Below are 17,978 nucleotides of genomic sequence, written 5' to 3' on the forward strand. Positions count from 1 at the left end.
GGAGGGCCCCGCCTGCCACGGGAAGCGGTGGCGGGGCCCTCGGCGTGTCGGGTCTAGGCGCCCAGCCGGGCGAGCGCCTCGGCGACCGGGAGCTGCTCGCGCTCGCCGGACCGGCGGTCCCACAGCTCGACGATCCCGTCGGCCGCTCCTCGGCCCGCGATGACGATCACGGGCACCCCGATCAGCTCGGCGTCGCCGAACTTGACGCCGGGCGAGACCTTCGGGCGGTCGTCGATCAGCACGTCGCGGCCGGCGGCCTCGAGGGAGGCGCCGACCGACTCGGCGAGCTCGAGAGCCGCCGCGTCCTTGCCGGTCGCGATGACGTGCACGTCGAACGGCGCGACGTTCGCGGGCCAGAGCAGTCCTCGGTCGTCGTGGGTGGCCTCGGCGATGATGGCGAGGATGCGGGTCACGCCGATGCCGTAGGAGCCCATCGTGACGGTGACGAGCTTCCCGTTCTCGTCGAGCACCTTCAGCCCGAGGACGTCGGCGTACTTGCGGCCGAGCTGGAAGACGTGGCCGATCTCCATGCCGCGGGCGGTCTCGATCGGGCCCGAGCCGTCGGGCGCCTCGTCGCCGGTGCGGACGTCCGCGACCTCGACGGTGGCGTCGCCGTGGAAGTCGCGGCCGGCGACCAGGTCGAGGACGTGCTGCCCGGAGACGTTGGCCCCGGTGATCCAGGCGGTGCCGTCGACCACGCGCGGGTCGAGCAGGTAGCGGACGCCGGTCGCCGACTCCTCGCCCAGGACGGCTCCCTCGGCCGACCAGGGTCCGATGTAGCCCTTGACCAGTCCGGGGTGCTTCGCGAAGTCCTCCGCGGTGGCGGCCTCGACCTCGGCCGGGGCGAAGGCCACTTCGGCGCGCTTGAGGTCGACGTCGCGGTCGCCGGGCAGGCCGACGATCACGAGCTCGCGGGTGCCGTCGAGCGCGGTGAGCGCGAGGACGACGTTCTTCAGGGTGTCGGCGGCGGTCCAGGCGCGGCCGTCGGGGCGGGGCTGCGTCGCGTTCGCCAGGTCGACCAGGGTCTGGATGGTCGGGGTGTCGGGCGAGTCGAAGACGCGCGCCTCGGGCAGGCCCTCGACGGGCAGCGCCGCGGGGACGGGCGTGCGGTACGCCTCGACGTTCGCCGCGTACCCTCCCGCCGACCGGACGAAGGTGTCCTCGCCGACGGGGGTGGGGTGCAGGAACTCCTCGCTCCGGGAGCCGCCCATCGCTCCGGCGTCGGCCTGCACGATCACGTACTCCAGGCCCAGGCGGGCGAAGATCCGCTCGTAGGCGTCGCGCTGGCGCTGGTAGCTCGCGTCGAGGCCGGCGTCGGTGTAGTCGAAGGAGTACGCGTCCTTCATCGTGAACTCGCGGCCGCGCAGGAGGCCCGCGCGGGGCCGCGCCTCGTCCCGGTACTTGTCCTGGATCTGGTAGATCGACAGGGGCAGGTCCTTGTAGGAGGAGTAGAGGTCCTTCACGAGCAGCGTGAAGAACTCCTCGTGCGTGGGAGCCAGCATGTAGTCGGCGTCCTTGCGGTCCTTCAGGCGGAACACGCCGTCGCCGTACTCGGTCCAGCGCCCCGAGAGCTCGTAGGGCTCGCGGGGCAGGAGCGCGGGGAAGTGCACCTCCTGGGCGCCGGCGGCCTCCATCTCCTCGTGGATGATCCGCTCGATGCGGCGCTTGACGCGCAGTCCCAGCGGCAGCCAGGCGAAGACGCCGGGCGCCTGACGGCGGATGTAGCCCGCGCGGACGAGGAGGCGGTGGCCCGCGACCTCGGCGTCGGCGGGATCCTCCCGGAGCGTGCGGACGAACAGATGCGAGAGACGGGTGACCACGAGGGACGATCCTATCCGCTGCGCTCCCCCGGCTCGCGAGGGCGCCGGGAGCCTCAGTCGGGGATCCGCGAGAAGACGACCGCTCCGCCCGTGCCGTCCAGCAGCACGTCATCGGGGGTGCCGCCGATCGTCATCGGGCCGGAGAGGAGCGCCCGGAGCCGGATGGCCTCGGGGCTCGGCGTGTCGGAGCAGGTGTCGGATCCGGTCACCTCGTCGCCGGGGATCAGCACGCCGTCGTCGATCCGGTAGGCGGCGCTGACCACGAGGCAGCCGGTGCCGACGACCAGGGTCGGCGCACCCCCGACGCTCTCGGAGCGGAGGCGGACGCGGGCGTCCTCGACCCAGGCCGTGTACGGGGTCTCCCCTTCGGCCGCGGTCAGCACCCAGCGGTCGCAGCCGAAGGGGTCCTGCGGGCTGCGGCTGTCGATGCATTCGCCGGCCTCGGAGGACGGGCCGCTGCGGAGCGCGGCGACACCGGAGGCGAGGAGCGCGGCGGCGACGACCACGAGCGCGAGGCGCAGTGCGGGGCGGACCACGTCGATCCGCCCCGCGCCGTCAGTTCGCGCCGACGGTGACGACCGGGGCTCCGGTCGAGGTGTCGTCGGCCGGCATCTCGGCGGCCAGGCGGTTGGCCTCCTCGATGAGGGTCTGGACGATCTCGGCCTCGGGGACGGTCTTGATGACCTCGCCCTTGACGAAGATCTGGCCCTTGCCGTTGCCGGAGGCGACGCCCAGGTCGGCCTCGCGGGCCTCGCCGGGTCCGTTGACGACGCAGCCCATGACGGCGACGCGCAGCGGGACGCTCATGCCCTCGAGGCCGGCGGTGACGTCGTTGGCGAGCGTGTAGACGTCGACCTGCGCGCGGCCGCAGCTGGGGCAGGAGACGATCTCGAGCTTGCGCTCGCGGAGGTTCAGCGACTGGAGGATCTGCAGGCCGACCTTGACCTCCTGCGCGGGCGGGGCCGAGAGGGACACGCGGATGGTGTCGCCGATGCCCTCGCCGAGGAGGATGCCGAAGGCGGTGGCGGACTTGATGGTCCCCTGGAATTCGGGGCCGGCCTCGGTGACGCCGAGGTGGAGGGGCCAGTCGCCGCGCTCGGCGAGCTGGCGGTAGGCCTTCACCATGACGACGGGGTCGTTGTGCTTGACCGAGATCTTGAAGTCGTGGAAGTCGTGCTCCTCGAAGAGGCTGGCCTCCCAGACGGCGCTCTCGACGAGGGCCTCGGGGGTGGGCTTGCCGTACTTCTGCAGGATGCTCGGCTCGAGCGAGCCGGCGTTGACGCCGATGCGGATCGAGACGCCGGCGGCCTTCGCGGCGGCGGCGATCTTGCCGACCTGGTCGTCGAACTTGCGGATGTTGCCGGGGTTCACGCGGACCGCGGCGCAGCCGGCGTCGATCGCGGCGTAGACGTAGTTGGGCTGGAAGTGGATGTCGGCGATGACCGGGATCTGGCTCTTCTTGGCGATGATCGGCAGCGCCTCCGCGTCGTCGCGGCTCGGCACCGCGACGCGGACGATGTCGCAGCCGGACGCGGTGAGCTCGGCGATCTGCTGGAGGGTCGCGTTGATGTTCGTCGTCGGTGTGGTGCACATCGACTGGACGCTGACCTGCGCGTCACCGCCCACGAGCACCTTGCCCACCTTGATCTGGCGGGACTTGCGGCGGGGGGCGAGGGTCATGGGGACCTTGGGAAGACCCAGATTCACTGCTGGCACGCGCCCCATCGTACGCGCGCCGCGGGACCCCTCGTCCGCTCGCCGCACCTTCCCAGCCGCCGCCCCTCCTGCGCGCCTCGGAACCCGTCCACCGCACCTGCTCTCAGCCCGAGACCGCACGACGATCCGCGGTCGCCGCACCCCGAGCCGAACCGCCGATCCCGTCCGAGCGATTCACCGCAGACGCTGCCAGCCCGCTCGCTTCACAGAGCGGACCGCGCCACGCCGGTCAGCGACCGCCCTCCCACCCTCGAGGCGAACGGGTGAATCGCGTCCCAGCGATTCGCCCTAGCCGTCCGCACCCCGCTCCACCCACGCCCCCACCCCGAGAAGCCGACCGCGCCACGCCGGGCGAGGCCCGGCGTGGAATCCAACTCAGAACAGCGTGATCGGCTTGACGATGTCGGCGTAGATGAGGAGGGCGCTCATGCCGCCGAGGACGAGGACGACGACGTAGGTGAGCGGGAGCAGGCGGGCGATGTCGACGGGGCCGGGGTCGCGGCGTCCGAAGAGCTTGGCGATCCGGCGGCGCAGGCCCTCCCAGAGGGCGCCGGCGATGTGGCCGCCGTCCATGGGGAGCAGCGGCACCAGGTTGAAGACGAGGAGGGCGACGTTGAGCGAGGCGAGGACGCCGACCATCGTCTGCACCTTCGACACGACGGGGAGCTGGTCGGAGGCGGCGATCTCGCCCGCGATCCGGCCGACTCCGACGACGCTGATCGGGCCGTTGGCGTCGCGCGCCTCCGAGCCGAACGCCGCCTGGGCGACGTCGATGAGGCGCTGCGGCAGGTTGAGGATGACGTGGGCGACGCTGGTGATGTTCGACCAGACCGTCTCGGGCACCGCGGTGATCGGCTGCTGCGCGAGGGCCGATGTGGGCGAGATGCCGATGAAGCCGACCGTCTGCGTCTCGATCGCACCGGAGGCGTCGGTGACGGGGGCGCCGTTCGCGTCGGTCACCGCGACCTCGTTCTCGGCGGGGGTGATCGTGAGGGTCAGCGGGGCGCCGTCGCGCTGGACGGACACGCTGAGCGGGACGCCCGCGGAGCGCTGGATGATCGGGGTCAGGTCGTTCCAGGTGCTCACCGGAGTGCCGTCGATCGCCGTGATCGTGTCGCCCGGCAGCAGGCCGGCCGCGGCTCCGGGTGCCAGCGGGTCGTCGGCGGTGCAGGTCGCGGTCGCGCGCTGCGACTCCGGGACCACGCACTGCGAGACCGCGGCGAGGGTGCTGGTGCTCTGCGGGATCCCGATGCCGCAGAGGAGGACGGTGAAGAGGACCGTGGCGATCACGAGGTTCATGAAGGGGCCGCCGGCCATGACGATCACGCGCTTCCACACGGGGAGCCGGTAGAACGCGCGGTGGTCCTCGCCGTCGCCGATCGTCTCGGCGCTGGCGGCGCGGGCCTCGTCGATCATCGTGGCGTAGGCGCCGCGCCGGGGCTCCTCGAGCTGGGCCTCGGAGGACGCCAGGCCGTTGAAGAAGCCGGTGCTCGACTCCGTGGGCCGGTCCCCCGGGTGCTTCGGCGGGTACATGCCGATCATGGCGATGTAGCCGCCGAGCGGGATCGCCTTGACGCCGTACTCCGTCTCGCCGCGGCGCCGGGAGAAGAGGGTCGGCCCGAACCCGATCATGTACTGCGTGACCTTGACCCCGAACAGCTTGGCGGGGAGGAGGTGCCCGACCTCGTGCAGGGCGATGGAGAGGGCGACGCCGACGGCGATGATGACGACGCCGAGGACGAAGAGCAGCACGGATTCCACCGACACACTGTAGGCCGGGCCCGCCCGTCCACGCTGGGGTGCGCCTGCACGGATCCGATGAACTCCGCGGCCGAGCGGATCAGCGGCGCGACGTCCGCCGACACGGATCCGCGGAGACGGAGCCCGTCCGGATGACCCCTGGTCAGACTCCGGCGATCCGCTCGTCCGCCGTGCGGCGCGCCCACTCCTCCGCCGCGGCCAGCGACTCGCGGGTCAGCGCGCCGTCGACGCTGTGCGCGTCGACCACCGCCTCCACCGTCTCGAGGATGTCGAGGTAGCCGATCCGCCCGGCGTGGAACGCCTGCACGGCCTGCTCGTTCGCCGCGTTGAACACGGCCGGGTAGGAGGCGCCCGCCTCCCCGACGCGCTTCGCGAGCCGGACCGAGGGGAACGCCTCCTCGTCCAGCGGCTCGAACGTCCAGGAGTGGGAGCGGGTCCAGTCGAGCGGGACGCCGACCCCGGCGACGCGGTGCGGCCAGTCGAGGCCGAGCGAGATCGGGAGCCGCATGTCCGGCGGCGAGGCCTGGGCGATCGTCGAGCCGTCGACGTACTCGACCATCGAGTGGATCACCGACTGCGGGTGCACGGTGACGTCGATCCGGTCGTAGGGGACGTCGAAGAGCAGGTGCGCCTCGATCACCTCGAGCCCCTTGTTGACCAGGGTGGAGGAGTTGGTCGTGACGACCAGGCCCATGTCCCAGGTCGGGTGCGCGAGCGCCTGCGCCGGGGTGACGTCGCGGAGGGAGGCGCGGTCGCGTCCCCGGAACGGCCCGCCGGACGCGGTCAGCACGAGGCGGCGGACCTCGCGGTGCTCGCCCGCGAGGAGTGCCTGGGCGATCGCGGAGTGCTCGGAGTCGACCGGCACGATCTGGCCGGGACCGGCGAGCGAGGTGACGAGCTCGCCGCCGACGATCAGCGACTCCTTGTTGGCGAGGGCGAGCGTCCTGCCCTCCTCGAGCGCCGCGAGCGTCGGGCCGAGCCCCACCGAGCCGGTGATCCCGTTCAGCACGACGTCCGCGTCGACCGAGCGGATCAGCTGCTCGGCCTCCTCCGCGCCGAACGCCGTGTGCTCGACGCCGAACGCGGACGCCTGCTCGGCGACCGCCGTCCGGTTCGAGCCGGCGGCGAGGCCGACCACCTCGAACCGCTCGCGGTTCGCGCCGATGACGTCGAGAGCCTGCGTGCCGATGGACCCGGTCGAGCCGAGGATGATGACCCTGCGCATCCGCCCATCCTGGCACGGAGCACCCAGCGCCTCCCGGTCAGCTGATGGCGAGGATGTCGACCACGAAGACGAGGGTGTCGGTCCCGCTGATCCCCGCGTTCTGGTTGCCCTGGTCGCCGTAGCCCTTCGACGGCGGGATGGTGACCAGCACCTGCGAGCCGACGGTCTGGCCGACCACGGCCTCCTTGAAGCCCTCGATCACGTCGCCGGTGCCGAAGGCGGCGGGAGCGGGCTTCCCCCAGCTCTGGTCGAACACCTCGCCGGTGCCCCAGACCACGCCCTGGTACTGCACGATCAGCTGGTCGCCGTCGGCCACGGTCGCGCCGCTCCCCTTCTTGAGGACGGCGAGCTGCAGGTCGGCGGGCGGGTCGGTCGAGGGGATGGTGACGGTGGGCGCCCCGTCCTCGGCGAGCGCCACCGTCGGCAGGCCGTCGACCGGGGGCTGCGGCTCGCCGTCGGCGGCGGTCGGCACGATCTGCTCGACGTCGATCACCATGACGATCGAGTCGGTCGCGGCGATGCCGAACTGGCTCTGCCCGGCGTCGCCGAACGCGTCGGCCGGGGGAACGACGGCGACGACGCGCGAGCCGACGGTCGCGCAGTTGACGGCCTTCACGAGGCCGGCGAGGTACTGGTCGGTGTCGACCTCGAAGGCCGCGCGGCCACCGGACGCGTAGCTGCTCGCCGAGAACTCGGCACCGCTCGTCCCGTTGTAGAGCGTGTAGTCGACCAGCACCGTGTCGCCCTCGGCGACCTCCTCGCCGGTGCCCTCGATCGCGACGGAGCGCTCGGTGGCGTCCACGCTGACCGGGCTGGGGAACACGGTGACCGGCTTGGTGGCGAAGTCGCCGCTGGTCTGCACCGCGGCGGTCGCCTCGCCCTCGGTCGCGCAGCCGAGCGGGGTGGCGGAGGCGGACGGCGCTGCATCCGGCTCCCCGGGGGTGCAGGCCGCCAGGCTCAGGGAGGCGCCGAGGACGGCGAGGATCGCGAGGGTTCTGCGCACAGGGGCACCTTTCGTGACCGGCGGCGGCCGGTGGACGTTCGGGGATCGCCTCCATCCTGCACGGCGCGCCTCGCAACGCGCTGGGTGCGGGTCCTCGAACGGTCCCAGGCCTACCATCGGAGCATGCGTGAATTCTCGGTCCCCCAGTCCCGAGAGCTCGTCACCGAGCTCCCCGGCCCGCGCTCCGTCGCCCTCCAGGAGCGCCGCGTCGCCAGCGTCTCCCGCGGCGCCGGGACGCTCGCGAACATCTACATGGACCACGCGTCGGGCGCGGTCCTGGTCGACGTCGACGGCAACCGCCTGATCGACCTCGGCTGCGGCATCGGAGTGACCACCATCGGCCACGCGCACCCCGCGGTCGCCGCGGCGGCCGCCGCGCAGGCCGAGAAGCTGACGCACACCCTCTTCACCGTCACTCCGTACGAGAACTACGTCCGGGTCGCCGAGAAGCTCGCCGAGATCACCCCCGGGGACTTCGAGAAGCACTCGATCCTGGTCAACTCCGGCGCGGAGGCGGTCGAGAACGCCGTCAAGATCGCGCGGAAGTTCACCGGCCGCCGCGCCATCGCGACGCTCGACCACGCCTTCCACGGCCGCACCAACCTCACGATGGCGATGACCTACCGCCCCTGGCCGGAGCGCGCGGGCATGGGCCCCTTCCCGGGAGAGATCTACAGCCTCCCGATCAGCTACCCGTTCCGCGACCCCGAGGGCATGACGGGCGAGGAGGCGGCCGAGCGCACCATCGACTACATCACCACCCACATCGGCGCGCAGGAGCTGGCCGCGCTCTTCGTCGAGCCGATCCAGGGCGACGGCGGCATCATCATCCCGGCGCCGGGCTACTTCCGCCGCCTGTCCGAGTTCTGCACCGAGAACGGCATCGTCTTCGTCGCGGACGAGATCCAGGCCGGCATCGCCCGCACCGGCACCTGGTACTCCATCGAGCACCACGGCGTGGTCCCGGACCTCATCACGACGGCCAAGGGCATCGCCGGCGGCTTCCCGCTCGCCGCCGTCACCGGCCGCGCCGAGATCATGGACGCCGTGCAGCCCGGCGGCATCGGCGGCACGTTCGGCGGCAACCCCGTCTCCACCGCCGCGGCGCTCGCGACGTTCGAGGCGATCGAGTCCGAGGGCCTGCTGGAGGAGGCGCAGCGGGTCGAGCGCCTGCTGCAGGCGCGGATCGGCGACTGGGCCGAGCGCTTCGCGGTCGTGGGCGAGGTCCGCGGCAAGGGTGCGATGTGGGGCGTCGAGCTCGTTCACCCGGGCACGAAGAAGCAGTACCCGGAGGCGCTCACCGCGATCCTGAAGCACGCCACCACGAACGGCGTGATCGTCCTCGACGCGGGCAGCTGGGACAGCGTGCTGCGGATCATGCCGAGCGTGGTCATCAGCGAGGAGCTCATCGACGACGCCGCGACGGTCATCGAGGAGGCGCTCGCCCAGTTCGGCTGATCCGCCGCATGACCGGAGCGGCATGGACGCCCCGGTAGCTTCGTCGGAATGCGGATCGACGACGACCACGAGAGGCCGACTCCCCCGGGGATCGGCCTCTCCGCGCGTCTGGCGCGCCTGTCCATCGGCGGCGTCGGCCGGCTGGTCTACCGACCGATCGTGGAGGGGCGCGACAACGTCCCGGCCGAGGGACGCGTGATCCTGGCGGCCAACCACCTCTCGTTCATCGACTCCCCGGTGCTGACGCTGCTCGCCCCGCGGCCGGTGCAGTTCCTGGCCAAGTCGGACTACTTCACGGGGACCGGCGTGCGGGGCGCCCTCTCGCGCGCGTTCTTCACGAGCGTCGGAGCCGTCGCGGTCGAGCGCGGCGCCGGCCAGGCCGCTCAGGAGGCGCTGGACCTCGGCCGGGCGATCCTCGAGCGGGACGAGGCGTTCGCCGTCTACCCCGAGGGCACCCGCTCCCGCGACGGGCGCCTCTACAAGGGCCGCACCGGAGTGGCATGGCTCGCCCTCACCACGGGCGCGCCGGTGGTCCCCGTCGGCATGATCGGCACACAGGAGCTCCAGCCGGTGGGCACGAGGGTGCCGCGCCTGCACCGGATCACGGTCCGCTTCGGGGCTCCGCTGGACCTCTCGCGGCACGGCTCCGCCGACTCCGGCCGCGCCCGACGCCACGCCACCGACGAGGTGATGGCGGCCGTCCACGCGCTCTCCGGGCAGGAGCTCGCCGGTGCGTACAACGAGTCGCCGCCGACGACCACGGTCGAGCGCATCCGCCGGGCGCTCCCGCACGAGCGCCGCTGAGCCTCAGCGCGCGGACGCCTCCGGCTCGTGGGCGATGGGGAAGTTCACCGAGTTCGCGATGAAGCAGAGCCGGGAGGCCTCGGCGTGCAGCGTCTGGGCGATCGCCACCATCGACTCCTCGGCGACAGTGACGCGGGGCCGGAGGGTCACCGAGGTGAAGCGGCCGCTCTCCCCCTCCTGCAGCATCGAGCCCACCGCGTCGTCCGTGTAGCCGGTGACGACGACTCCGTTCTTGACCGCCACGTGCAGATAGGAGAGGAGGTGGCACTGCGCGAGCGCCGCGAGGAGCAGCTGCTCCGGGTTCCAGCGGTCGGCGTCGCCCCGGAAGGGCGTGTCGGCCGAGGCGAGGATGGGCGCCGGGCCCTCCGCCGTGACGGTCAGCTGGCGCCCGTACTCGCGGTAGCCGCTCGTGCCGGTGCCCCGGTCGCCCTCCCAGACGACGGACACCGCGTACTCGTGCTCGGACTTCATCGGGCTCCTCCTCGACGGCGGTGGATCAGGCCGGTCGCGCCGGTCTGGACCTCTGGACGCGGAACCCCCGCGGGTAGACTCCGAGGACCATGACAGACACGCTCGCCCCCCAGGTTCCCACGTCCGCAGTCCCCCAGGAGCGGCGCGTCGCGACCGAGATCCCCGGGCCGCGATCCCGGGCCCTGCACGAGCGCCGCCTCGCCGTCGTGCCCACCGGCGTCGGCACCGCGCTCCCCGTCTACATCGACCGCGCGCACGGCGCGATCCTGGTCGACGTCGACGGCAACAGCTTCATCGACCTCGGCGCCGGCATCGGCGTGACGACGATCGGGCACACCGACGACTCCGTCGTCGCGGCCGCCGCGGAGCAGCTCGCGCGCCTCACGCACACCCTCTTCACCGTCACTCCGTACGAGCCCTACATCCGCGTCGCGGAGCTGCTCGCCCAGCACACCCCCGGCGACTTCGCCAAGAAGACCGTCCTGGTCAACTCCGGTGCCGAGGCGGTCGAGAACGCCGTCAAGATCGCGCGCAAGCACACCGGCCGCCCCGGCGTCGCGGTGCTCGACCACGCCTACCACGGCCGCACGAACCTCACGATGGCCATGAACTTCAAGGCGCTGCCCTACGGCCTGGGCTTCGGACCCTTCGCCAGCGACGTCCACCGCGCCCCGAGCTCCTACCCGTACCACGACGGCCTGTCGGGAGCCGAGGCCGCCCAGCGCGCGATCTCGTACCTCGAGAAGACCGTCGGCGCGTCCGCCCTGGCCTGCCTCGTCGCCGAGCCCATCCAGGGCGAGGGCGGCTTCATGGTCCCCGCCGACGGCTTCCTCCCGGCACTGCAGGAGTGGTGCACGGCCAACGGCATCGTCTTCGTCGCCGACGAGATCCAGTCGGGCATGGCCCGCACCGGCGCCTGGTTCGCCAGCGAGCACCTGGGCCTCGTCCCCGACCTCGTCCTCTCGGCCAAGGGCATCGCCGGCGGCCTGCCGCTCGCGGGCGTGACGGGCCGTGCCGAGATCATGGACTCGGCGCAGGCCGGCGGACTGGGCGGCACCTTCGGCGGGAACCCCGTCGCCGCCGCCGCCGCCGTCGCGGTCTTCGAGCGCATCGAGCGCGAGGGCCTCCTCGCCGAGGCCGACCGGATCGGCGCACGCCTGGGCGCGGCGCTGCGAGGCCTGCAGGAGCGCTACGACATCATCGGCGACGTCCGCGGCATCGGCGCGATGATGGCGATGGAGCTCGTGCAGCCCGGCACCGCCGGCACCACGAAGGAGCCGAACGCCGTCGCGGTCCAGGCAATCATCGACTACGCCGCCCAGCACGGGGTCCTCGTGCTGAGCGCCGGCACCTACGGCAACGTGGTCCGCTTCCTGCCGAGCCTCGCCCTCACCGACGAGCTGCTCGACGACGCCGTGTCGGTCATCGCCGACGCGTTCGCCACCCTCTAGGCGCGATCCTCCGAAGGCCACCGCGGGCGCCGATGCGCTCCCCGGTGGCCTTCGGCGTCTCCGGGAGCGCGGGACCGGTCGGCGCATCGGGCAGGATGGGGGGATGCCAGCAGGAACCTTCACCGTCGCCGAGTCCGTCGAGCTGGCCGTCGTCGAGCGATCCGGGTTCGTCGAGTCGCGCCACGCCGGCTCCGCCGTCCTCCTCGACTCCGAGGGCCGCGTCGCCCGCAGCCTCGGCACCCCGACGGCTCCCGTCTTCCCCCGCTCCTGCCTCAAGCCGTTCCAGGCCCTTGCGGTGATGACCGCCGGAGTCGAGCTGAACGGCGCGGAGGCGGTCATCGCCACCGCGAGCCACGCCGGCATCCCCCAGCACGTGGCGCTGGTGCAGAACCTGCTCTTCCGCGCCGGCCTGGACCACACCGCCCTGCAGTGCCCGGCCGACTGGCCCGGCGACTCCGAGACCCGCGCTCAGCTGCTGCGGGCGGGCGCGACTCCGGACCCGCTCTACATGAACTGCTCGGGCAAGCACGCGGCGATGCTGCTGGCGTGCGTGCAGAACGGCTGGAGCACCGAGGACTACCTCGAGCGGACGCACCCGCTGCAGCAGCACATCGTCGACACGATCGAGCGCCTCACCGGCGAGCGCGTCGTTGCCTCGGGGATCGACGGCTGCGGAGCTCCCGTGCACGCCCTTCCTCTGACCGCGCTGGCGAAGGGCGTCTCGCGGATCGTGTCCTCCTCCCCCGCCTCACCGTTCGGCCTCTACCGCCAGGCCGGCGTCCTCACGGCCGCGATCCTCGAGAACGCGTGGGCGATCGACGGCCCGGGCCGGGACAACACCGTCGTGATCGAGCGCCTGGGCCTGGTCGCCAAGCTCGGCGCCGAGGGCGTACTCGTGATGGCCTCGCCCGACGGCACCACCGTCGCCCTGAAGATCCTCGACGGGAGCCTCCGCGCCGCGACCGTGGTCGCGCTGAAGCTCCTGGTCGAGGCGGACGCGGTGGACCGGACCGCGGCGAACGACGTGCTGGTGCGGCTGAACCCGATCGTGTCGGGCGGCGGGCGCCCGGTCGGCGCGATCCGCGCCTCCTACGTCTGACCGCACCTCCCGGCACGCCCTGAGCTACTGCTCGCGCGCGAGGCGCTTCGCCCGGGCCGCCGCGGAGACCTGCGTGATCACCACCACGAGGATCGCCAGGACGAACACCGCCGACGCGATGACGTTCGCCTCCGCCGGGATGCCGCGCGCCGCCGCGATGTAGATGTACTTCGGGAACGTGGTGACCGATCCGGAGTTGAAGTTCGTGATGATGAAGTCGTCGAAGCTCAGCGCGAACGAGAGCAGCGCCGCGGCGAGGATGCCGGGCAGCAGCAGCGGGAAGGTGATCCGCCAGAAGACCTGGTTCGGCGACGCGTAGAGGTCGCGTCCCGCCTCCTCGAGCTTCGGGTCCAGGCTCGCCACCCGCGCCTTCACGGTGACCACGACGAAGCTGATGCAGAACATCGTGTGCGCCAGCACGATCGTGACCAGCCCCTTCTCGGCGCCCACGCTGAGGAACTGCGCGGCGAGGCCGGCTCCGAGCACCACCTCCGGAGTCGCCATGGGGAGGAACAGCAGCAGGCTGATCGCCGACCGGAACCGGAAGCGGAACCGCACGAGCGCGATGGCGATCATGGTGCCGAGCGCAGTGGCCAGCACGGTGGCGATCACACCGACCAGCAGGCTGTTCCCGAAGGCGGTCATCACCTCCTCGCTGGTCCAGGCCGACACCCACTTGTCGAGGGTGAACCCGCGCCAGGCGAGGTTGCTCTTCCCCGAGTCGTTGAAGGAGAAGACGAAGGTGTACCCGATAGGGATGAGCAGGAAGAGCAGCGCCAGCGCCGTGTAGACGCCGAGCCCGAGGCCCCGGAAGCGGCGGCGGCCCCGGACCGGGGCGGGGGGCGGCGCGCCGAGCGCCTCCTGGGCGCTCGCGAGCGGACGGTCGGCCGTCGCGGTCACAGGAGGTCCTCCGTTCCACTGCGCTTCACGTAGAAGCCGACGATGACCAGGATCACGGCCATCAGCACGATCGAGAGCGCGGCGGCCGCCGGGTAGTTCTCGAGCGTGAGGAAGTTCGCCTCGATCGCGTTGCCCACCATCGAGGTCTGCGACGAGCCGAGGAAGTCCCGGCTCGCGTTGATGTAGTCGCCCGCCGCGGGGATGAACGTCAGCAGCGTGCCCGAGACGATGCCCGGCATCGACAGGGGGACCGTCACGCTCCAGAACACGGAGGCGGGGTGCGCGTAGAGATCCGACCCGGCCTCCAGGAGGCGCACGTCGAGGCGCTCGAGCGTCGTGTACAGCGGCAGCGTCATGAACGGGATGAAGTTGTAGGTGATGCCGAAGATCACGGCGATCGGCGTCCCCGTGAGGTGGCCGTCGCTCGGCAGGACCGCCACGGCCTTGAGCGCCTGCACGAGCGGGCTCTCGTCCGCGAGGATCTGCTTCCACGCCAGCGTCCGGAGCAGGAAGCTGATGAAGAAGGGCGCGATCACCAGCGTGAGGAGCAGGTTCTGCAGCAGCGGCCAGGGCCGCGCCTTCACTCCGATGAAGTAGGCCAGCGGGTAGCTGATCACCAGCGCGAGCACCGTCGCGATCAGCGCGTAGCCGAAGGAGCGGAGCACGTGCGGCCAGTAGTCGCCCATCACCACGAGGTAGTTCTGCCAGGCGAAGCCGGGGGCGTACTCGCCGATGTCCCCGTCCGGCACCTCGGCCTGGAAGGACGTGAGCACGAGCGAGATGAGCGGCGCCAGGAAGAACAGCAGCATGTAGGCGATGCCCGGCAGCAGCAGGACCAGCGCGATCGTCGACCGCCGGCGGACCGGAGCGTCCTGAGGATCCGCCTGCCCCGTGGCGAAGGCGGCGAAGGCCATGCCTACGCTCCCCCGCTGCGACCGGCCAGGAGCCCCCGGCGCTGCACGGCGATGGCGCTGGTGGAGTCGTCCGCCTCGAAGCGCGGGACCGAGCCCGGTTCGTCCGCGAGTCCGAAGCCGTGCTCGGTGCTGAAGCCGACCCACACCTCCGCTCCCTCGCCGACGACCGGCCCGAAGACCATGTTCTGCGCGAAGACGACCACCGGGCCCAGGCCCGGCATCCGGATCGTGTACTGGGTGCTGACCCCGCTGAAGGAGACGTCGACCACGCGACCGGGCCCGAGCACGTTCCGGCCGGAGTCCGCCGGCGGCTCCTGCGTCAGCAGCAGGAGCTTCTCGGGGCGGACGCCGACCGTGATCTCCCCGCTCGTGCGGGCGCAGCGGGCGACGGGCACGACGATCCGGTGCCCGCCCGCGTCGACGGTGAGTGCGCGGTCGGTGCTGCCGACCACCTCACCCGTGAAGAGGTTGGACTGGCCGAGGAAGTTCGCGACGAACGCGGTGCGCGGGAGCTCGTAGAGCTCCTCCGGCGCGCCCATCTGCTCGATCCTGCCCTTGTTCATCACCGCGACGGTGTCGGCCATCGTCATGGCCTCCTCCTGGTCGTGCGTGACGTGGAGGAAGGTGAGGCCCACCTCCTCCTGGATCGACTTGAGCTCCAGCTGCATCTGCCGGCGGAGCTTGAGGTCGAGGGCGCCGAGCGGCTCGTCGAGCAGGAGCAGGGCGGGCCGGTTGACGAGGGCGCGCGCGAGGGCGACCCGCTGCTGCTGACCACCGGAGAGCTGCGCGGGGCGGCGCTGGGCGAGGTGGTCGAGCTCGACCAGGCGGAGCGCCTCGTGCGCCTTGCCGACGGGGTCGGCGATCCTCCGCCGCTTCAGGCCGAAGGCGACGTTCTCGAGGATCGACATGTGCGGGAACAGCGCGTACGACTGGAACACGGTGTTGACGGGCCGCTGGTACGTCTTCGTCTCGGTGACGTCCCGCCCGCCGATGAGGATCCGGCCGGCGGAGGGCTCCTCGAGCCCGGCGACCAGGCGCAGCGTCGTCGTCTTGCCGCAGCCCGAGGGGCCCAGCAGGGCGAAGAAGGAGCCCGCCGGGATGGTGAGGTCCAGGGAGTCGATGGCCGTGAAGCCCGGGTACTGCTTGCTGATCCCGACCAGCTGGAGGTCGGCGCCGCTCTCGGCGAAGGTCCCGATCGCCATCAGATGCCCAGGAGCACCTTCTGGAACTCGGCCTGGTACTCCTTCTCCTCCGCGGCGGTCAGGGTCCGGAACACGTGCGCCTGCGCGAGCGTGTCCTCGTCGGGGAAGATCAGCTGGTTCTCGGCCAGCTCCGGATCGATGCTCTCCATGACGTCCTTCGCTCCATCCACGGGGGTGATGTAGTTGACCCAGGCGGCCACCTCGGCGGCGACCTCGGGCTCGTAGTAGTAGTTCATCAGGGCCTCGGCGTTGGCCTTGCGCTCGGAGCCCATCGGGACCACGAAGGTGTCGTTCCAGAGCGCGCCGCCCGAGTCGGGGAAGGCGAACTCCCACTTGTCGCCGGCCTCGGCGTTGATCAGGGTGATGTCGCCGGACCAGCAGATCGCCGCGAGGGTGTCCTCGTTCTGCAGGTCGTTGAGGTACGCGTTCCCCTTGATGTTGCGGATCTGTCCGGCGTCGACCTGCTCGCGGAAGACGTCGATCGCGTTCATGTACTCGTCGTCGCCCCAGGAACCGGCGATGTCCGTCCCCTGAGCGAGCATGATGAGCCCGATCGTGTCGCGCATCTCGCTCAGCACGCCGACGCGGCCGCGGAGCGACGGATCCCATAGCTCCTCGATGCTCGAGAGCCCGTTCGGCAGCTTCTCCCTGTTCCAGCAGATGCCCGAGAACCCCGCCTGGTACGGGAGGGAGAGCCGGCGGCCCGGATCGAAGTCGGGGTTCGCCAGCGAGGGCGTGAGGTTGGCGATGTTCGGGATGTTCGCGTGGTCGAGCTCCTGCACGTAGCCGCGGCGGACCAGGCGCGAGACCATCCACTCCGTCAGGCAGACCGTGTCGGCGCCGATGTACTGCCCGAGCGCGAGCTGGTCCTTCACCTTGCCGTAGTACGAGTTGTTGTCGTCGACGGCGACGTTGTAGGTCACCGCGATGCCCGTCTGCTCCTCGAAGCCCTGGAGCGTGGGGTGGTTCCCGTCGTCGTCCTCGTCCATGTAGGCGGGCCAGTTGTCCCACACCAGGCGCGGGTCGCCGGCCGATCCGTCGGCGGCGGCGGTCGGAGCGGCACGGGTCTGCGGGGCGCAGGCGGCCAGGGCGAGGGCACCCGCTCCGAGGCCGATCCCGCCGAGGACCGCCCGACGCGAGAGGACCGCCCGGCGCTCGCGCTCGTGCGAGCGTGCCGCGGCGACGGCCCGGCGGAGGACGGGATCCCTCGGGAGGGGACGGGTCATAGCGGGGGCTCCTGACTGCGTCGGGGCTCGTGCCTCGGGGGCCGAACGTGGGGAAATACTGGCACAGCGCTCATCCGCCTGTCACGGCGAACGGAGGAGAACGCTCATCCGGAAACATGATCGTCACGAATTCCGCACCCGGAGGCCGTGTCGACCGCCGATTCGGTCCCCGGAGGCCGTGCCGTCAGCGGGTGAGGGGCGGGCGTCCCGAGCCGCCGGCGGACCCGTCGACGCGCTCGACCGCCATCTCGACGGAGGAGAGCAGGATCCGGCTGCCGAGCTTCGCGCGGTAGCGGCGGCCGGCCTCGAGCGGGAGCGGCGCCTGGGTCGGCGCGACCAGCACGGACCCGTTGGCCGACCAGCGGTCCCTGACCCAGAGCCCGCCCTCGTCGAAGCCGAACTCGAGGTGGGTCTTGGAGAGGGATCGCGACGGATCCGGGATCGCGAGGATGTGCCGGAACGTCTCGTTGGGGTCCGGGAGCGGCTGGCGTCCGATCAGGCCGTTGCCGGTCACGATCGCGTGCTGCCCGGTCGCGAAGCTGAGGCGCACGAGCCCCTGCGAGGGCGGCGCCATCGGAGCGCCGGGGGCGGGACGCCGGTGCCGGCCGGGGGCCAGGCCCGGCAGCCAGGCACGGCGGGACGGATCGAGGACCGTCGTGTCGCCGGAGGACGAGGGGCGGGACGCACCCGTCGGGGCATGCGCCGCCACCGACGAACCGCACTCGCCGCAGAGGATCGCCCCGGGAGCGAGGTTGGAGCCACACGTGCTGCAGATCACCGAGAACGCCCTTCCGCTCACCATCGTACCCAGCGCCGGCGCGGGGAGCCCCGAGCCGGCCGAACCCGACGCGAACCGGCAGTCGCAGGACCGTCGTACGGCCGTTCGGCGCGTGCGGGCGGTCCGGCGGCACCGCCGCCGCGGCCGTCC

The 17,978-nt window shown here is 71.9% G+C and carries 16 protein-coding genes; 4 read left to right on the plus strand and 12 right to left on the minus strand.

The window, feature by feature from the left end; translation table 11 throughout:
• Positions 1 to 53 precede the first annotated feature (53 nt).
• The 6 genes from C5B92_RS00505 to C5B92_RS00530 all read right to left on the minus strand — a co-directional run bounded on the left by C5B92_RS00505 (position 54) and on the right by C5B92_RS00530 (position 7,525).
• The gene (locus tag C5B92_RS00505) at positions 54 to 1,820 is read right to left on the minus strand and encodes a proline--tRNA ligase (RefSeq protein WP_104225179.1); all 1,767 of its coding nucleotides are present in this window, start codon (positions 1,818 to 1,820) and stop codon (positions 54 to 56) included.
• A gap of 53 nt (positions 1,821 to 1,873) precedes the next feature.
• Positions 1,874 to 2,356: a hypothetical protein gene (locus C5B92_RS00510; RefSeq protein ID WP_104225178.1), complete on the minus strand. Its 483-nt coding sequence runs from the start codon at positions 2,354 to 2,356 to the stop codon at positions 1,874 to 1,876.
• Positions 2,357 to 2,375: 19 nt separating this feature from the next.
• Entirely contained in the window at positions 2,376 to 3,536 is a 1,161-nt protein-coding gene (gene ispG / locus C5B92_RS00515; RefSeq protein ID WP_173244694.1) for a flavodoxin-dependent (E)-4-hydroxy-3-methylbut-2-enyl-diphosphate synthase, read from the minus strand.
• Between the two features lie 375 nt (positions 3,537 to 3,911).
• Complete coding sequence (locus tag C5B92_RS00520) at positions 3,912 to 5,297, minus strand: RIP metalloprotease (protein ID WP_258061194.1); 1,386 nt, start codon at positions 5,295 to 5,297, stop codon at positions 3,912 to 3,914.
• A gap of 142 nt (positions 5,298 to 5,439) precedes the next feature.
• Positions 5,440 to 6,522 carry a 1-deoxy-D-xylulose-5-phosphate reductoisomerase gene (gene dxr / locus C5B92_RS00525; protein ID WP_104349972.1) on the minus strand — a complete coding sequence of 361 codons (1,083 nt, stop codon included), beginning with the start codon at positions 6,520 to 6,522 and terminating at the stop codon, positions 5,440 to 5,442.
• 37 nt (positions 6,523 to 6,559) lie between these two features.
• The gene (locus C5B92_RS00530) at positions 6,560 to 7,525 is read right to left on the minus strand and encodes an FKBP-type peptidyl-prolyl cis-trans isomerase (RefSeq protein WP_159939270.1); all 966 of its coding nucleotides are present in this window, start codon (positions 7,523 to 7,525) and stop codon (positions 6,560 to 6,562) included.
• 123 nt (positions 7,526 to 7,648) lie between these two features.
• Between C5B92_RS00530 and C5B92_RS00535 the strand changes: the two genes are divergently transcribed.
• Both C5B92_RS00535 and C5B92_RS00540 read left to right on the plus strand, forming a co-directional pair.
• Positions 7,649 to 8,983, plus strand: a complete 1,335-nt coding sequence (locus C5B92_RS00535) for an aminotransferase class III-fold pyridoxal phosphate-dependent enzyme (protein ID WP_104223043.1) — start codon at positions 7,649 to 7,651, stop codon at positions 8,981 to 8,983.
• 48 nt (positions 8,984 to 9,031) lie between these two features.
• Positions 9,032 to 9,787, plus strand: a complete 756-nt coding sequence (locus tag C5B92_RS00540; RefSeq protein WP_104223042.1) for a 1-acyl-sn-glycerol-3-phosphate acyltransferase — start codon at positions 9,032 to 9,034, stop codon at positions 9,785 to 9,787.
• A gap of 3 nt (positions 9,788 to 9,790) precedes the next feature.
• On the opposite strand, the gene C5B92_RS00545 is transcribed toward C5B92_RS00540, so the two are convergent.
• A complete protein-coding gene (locus C5B92_RS00545; RefSeq protein ID WP_104349973.1) occupies positions 9,791 to 10,258 on the minus strand; it encodes an OsmC family protein in 468 nt (155 codons plus the stop codon).
• 89 nt (positions 10,259 to 10,347) lie between these two features.
• Between C5B92_RS00545 and gabT the strand changes: the two genes are divergently transcribed.
• Positions 10,348 to 11,709 (plus strand): 4-aminobutyrate--2-oxoglutarate transaminase, encoded by a 1,362-nt coding sequence (gene gabT / locus C5B92_RS00550; protein ID WP_104223040.1) that lies wholly within the window; start codon positions 10,348 to 10,350, stop codon positions 11,707 to 11,709.
• Between the two features lie 103 nt (positions 11,710 to 11,812).
• Positions 11,813 to 12,808, plus strand: coding sequence for an asparaginase (locus C5B92_RS00555; RefSeq protein WP_104349974.1), 996 nt, complete (start codon positions 11,813 to 11,815; stop codon positions 12,806 to 12,808).
• A 24-nt stretch (positions 12,809 to 12,832) separates the two neighbouring features.
• On the opposite strand, the gene C5B92_RS00560 is transcribed toward C5B92_RS00555, so the two are convergent.
• From C5B92_RS00560 to C5B92_RS00580, 5 genes are all read right to left on the minus strand, one after another.
• Positions 12,833 to 13,588 carry an ABC transporter permease gene (locus C5B92_RS00560; protein WP_258060352.1) on the minus strand — a complete coding sequence of 252 codons (756 nt, stop codon included), beginning with the start codon at positions 13,586 to 13,588 and terminating at the stop codon, positions 12,833 to 12,835.
• Positions 13,589 to 13,704: 116 nt separating this feature from the next.
• Positions 13,705 to 14,622, minus strand: a complete 918-nt coding sequence (locus C5B92_RS00565) for an ABC transporter permease (protein ID WP_104348289.1) — start codon at positions 14,620 to 14,622, stop codon at positions 13,705 to 13,707.
• 2 nt (positions 14,623 to 14,624) lie between these two features.
• The gene (locus C5B92_RS00570) at positions 14,625 to 15,824 is read right to left on the minus strand and encodes an ABC transporter ATP-binding protein (RefSeq protein WP_104223036.1); all 1,200 of its coding nucleotides are present in this window, start codon (positions 15,822 to 15,824) and stop codon (positions 14,625 to 14,627) included.
• On the minus strand, positions 15,824 to 17,050 hold the full coding sequence (locus tag C5B92_RS00575; RefSeq protein WP_104283435.1) for a PotD/PotF family extracellular solute-binding protein: 1,227 nt from the start codon (positions 17,048 to 17,050) through the stop codon (positions 15,824 to 15,826). The genes C5B92_RS00570 and C5B92_RS00575 overlap by 1 nt, the downstream gene beginning before the upstream one ends.
• Positions 17,051 to 17,234: 184 nt before the next feature.
• A complete protein-coding gene (locus tag C5B92_RS00580) occupies positions 17,235 to 17,759 on the minus strand; it encodes a hypothetical protein (RefSeq protein ID WP_104349975.1) in 525 nt (174 codons plus the stop codon).
• Between the last annotated feature and the right edge of the window lie 219 nt (positions 17,760 to 17,978).

It is taken from the genome of Rathayibacter sp. AY1A4, from assembly GCF_002930955.1.
Taxonomy (GTDB): Bacteria; Actinomycetota; Actinomycetes; order Actinomycetales; family Microbacteriaceae; genus Rathayibacter.

Coding starts and splice junctions, on each gene's coding strand:
- dxr (WP_104349972.1), bottom strand. CDS start 6,522: ATGCGCAGGGTCATCATCCTCGGCTCGACCGGGTCCATCGGCACGCAG.
- C5B92_RS00535 (WP_104223043.1), top strand. CDS start 7,649: ATGCGTGAATTCTCGGTCCCCCAGTCCCGAGAGCTCGTCACCGAGCTC.
- C5B92_RS00540 (WP_104223042.1), top strand. CDS start 9,032: ATGCGGATCGACGACGACCACGAGAGGCCGACTCCCCCGGGGATCGGC.
- C5B92_RS00545 (WP_104349973.1), bottom strand. CDS start 10,258: ATGAAGTCCGAGCACGAGTACGCGGTGTCCGTCGTCTGGGAGGGCGAC.
- gabT (WP_104223040.1), top strand. CDS start 10,348: ATGACAGACACGCTCGCCCCCCAGGTTCCCACGTCCGCAGTCCCCCAG.
- C5B92_RS00555 (WP_104349974.1), top strand. CDS start 11,813: ATGCCAGCAGGAACCTTCACCGTCGCCGAGTCCGTCGAGCTGGCCGTC.
- C5B92_RS00565 (WP_104348289.1), bottom strand. CDS start 14,622: ATGGCCTTCGCCGCCTTCGCCACGGGGCAGGCGGATCCTCAGGACGCT.
- C5B92_RS00570 (WP_104223036.1), bottom strand. CDS start 15,824: ATGGCGATCGGGACCTTCGCCGAGAGCGGCGCCGACCTCCAGCTGGTC.
- C5B92_RS00575 (WP_104283435.1), bottom strand. CDS start 17,050: ATGACCCGTCCCCTCCCGAGGGATCCCGTCCTCCGCCGGGCCGTCGCC.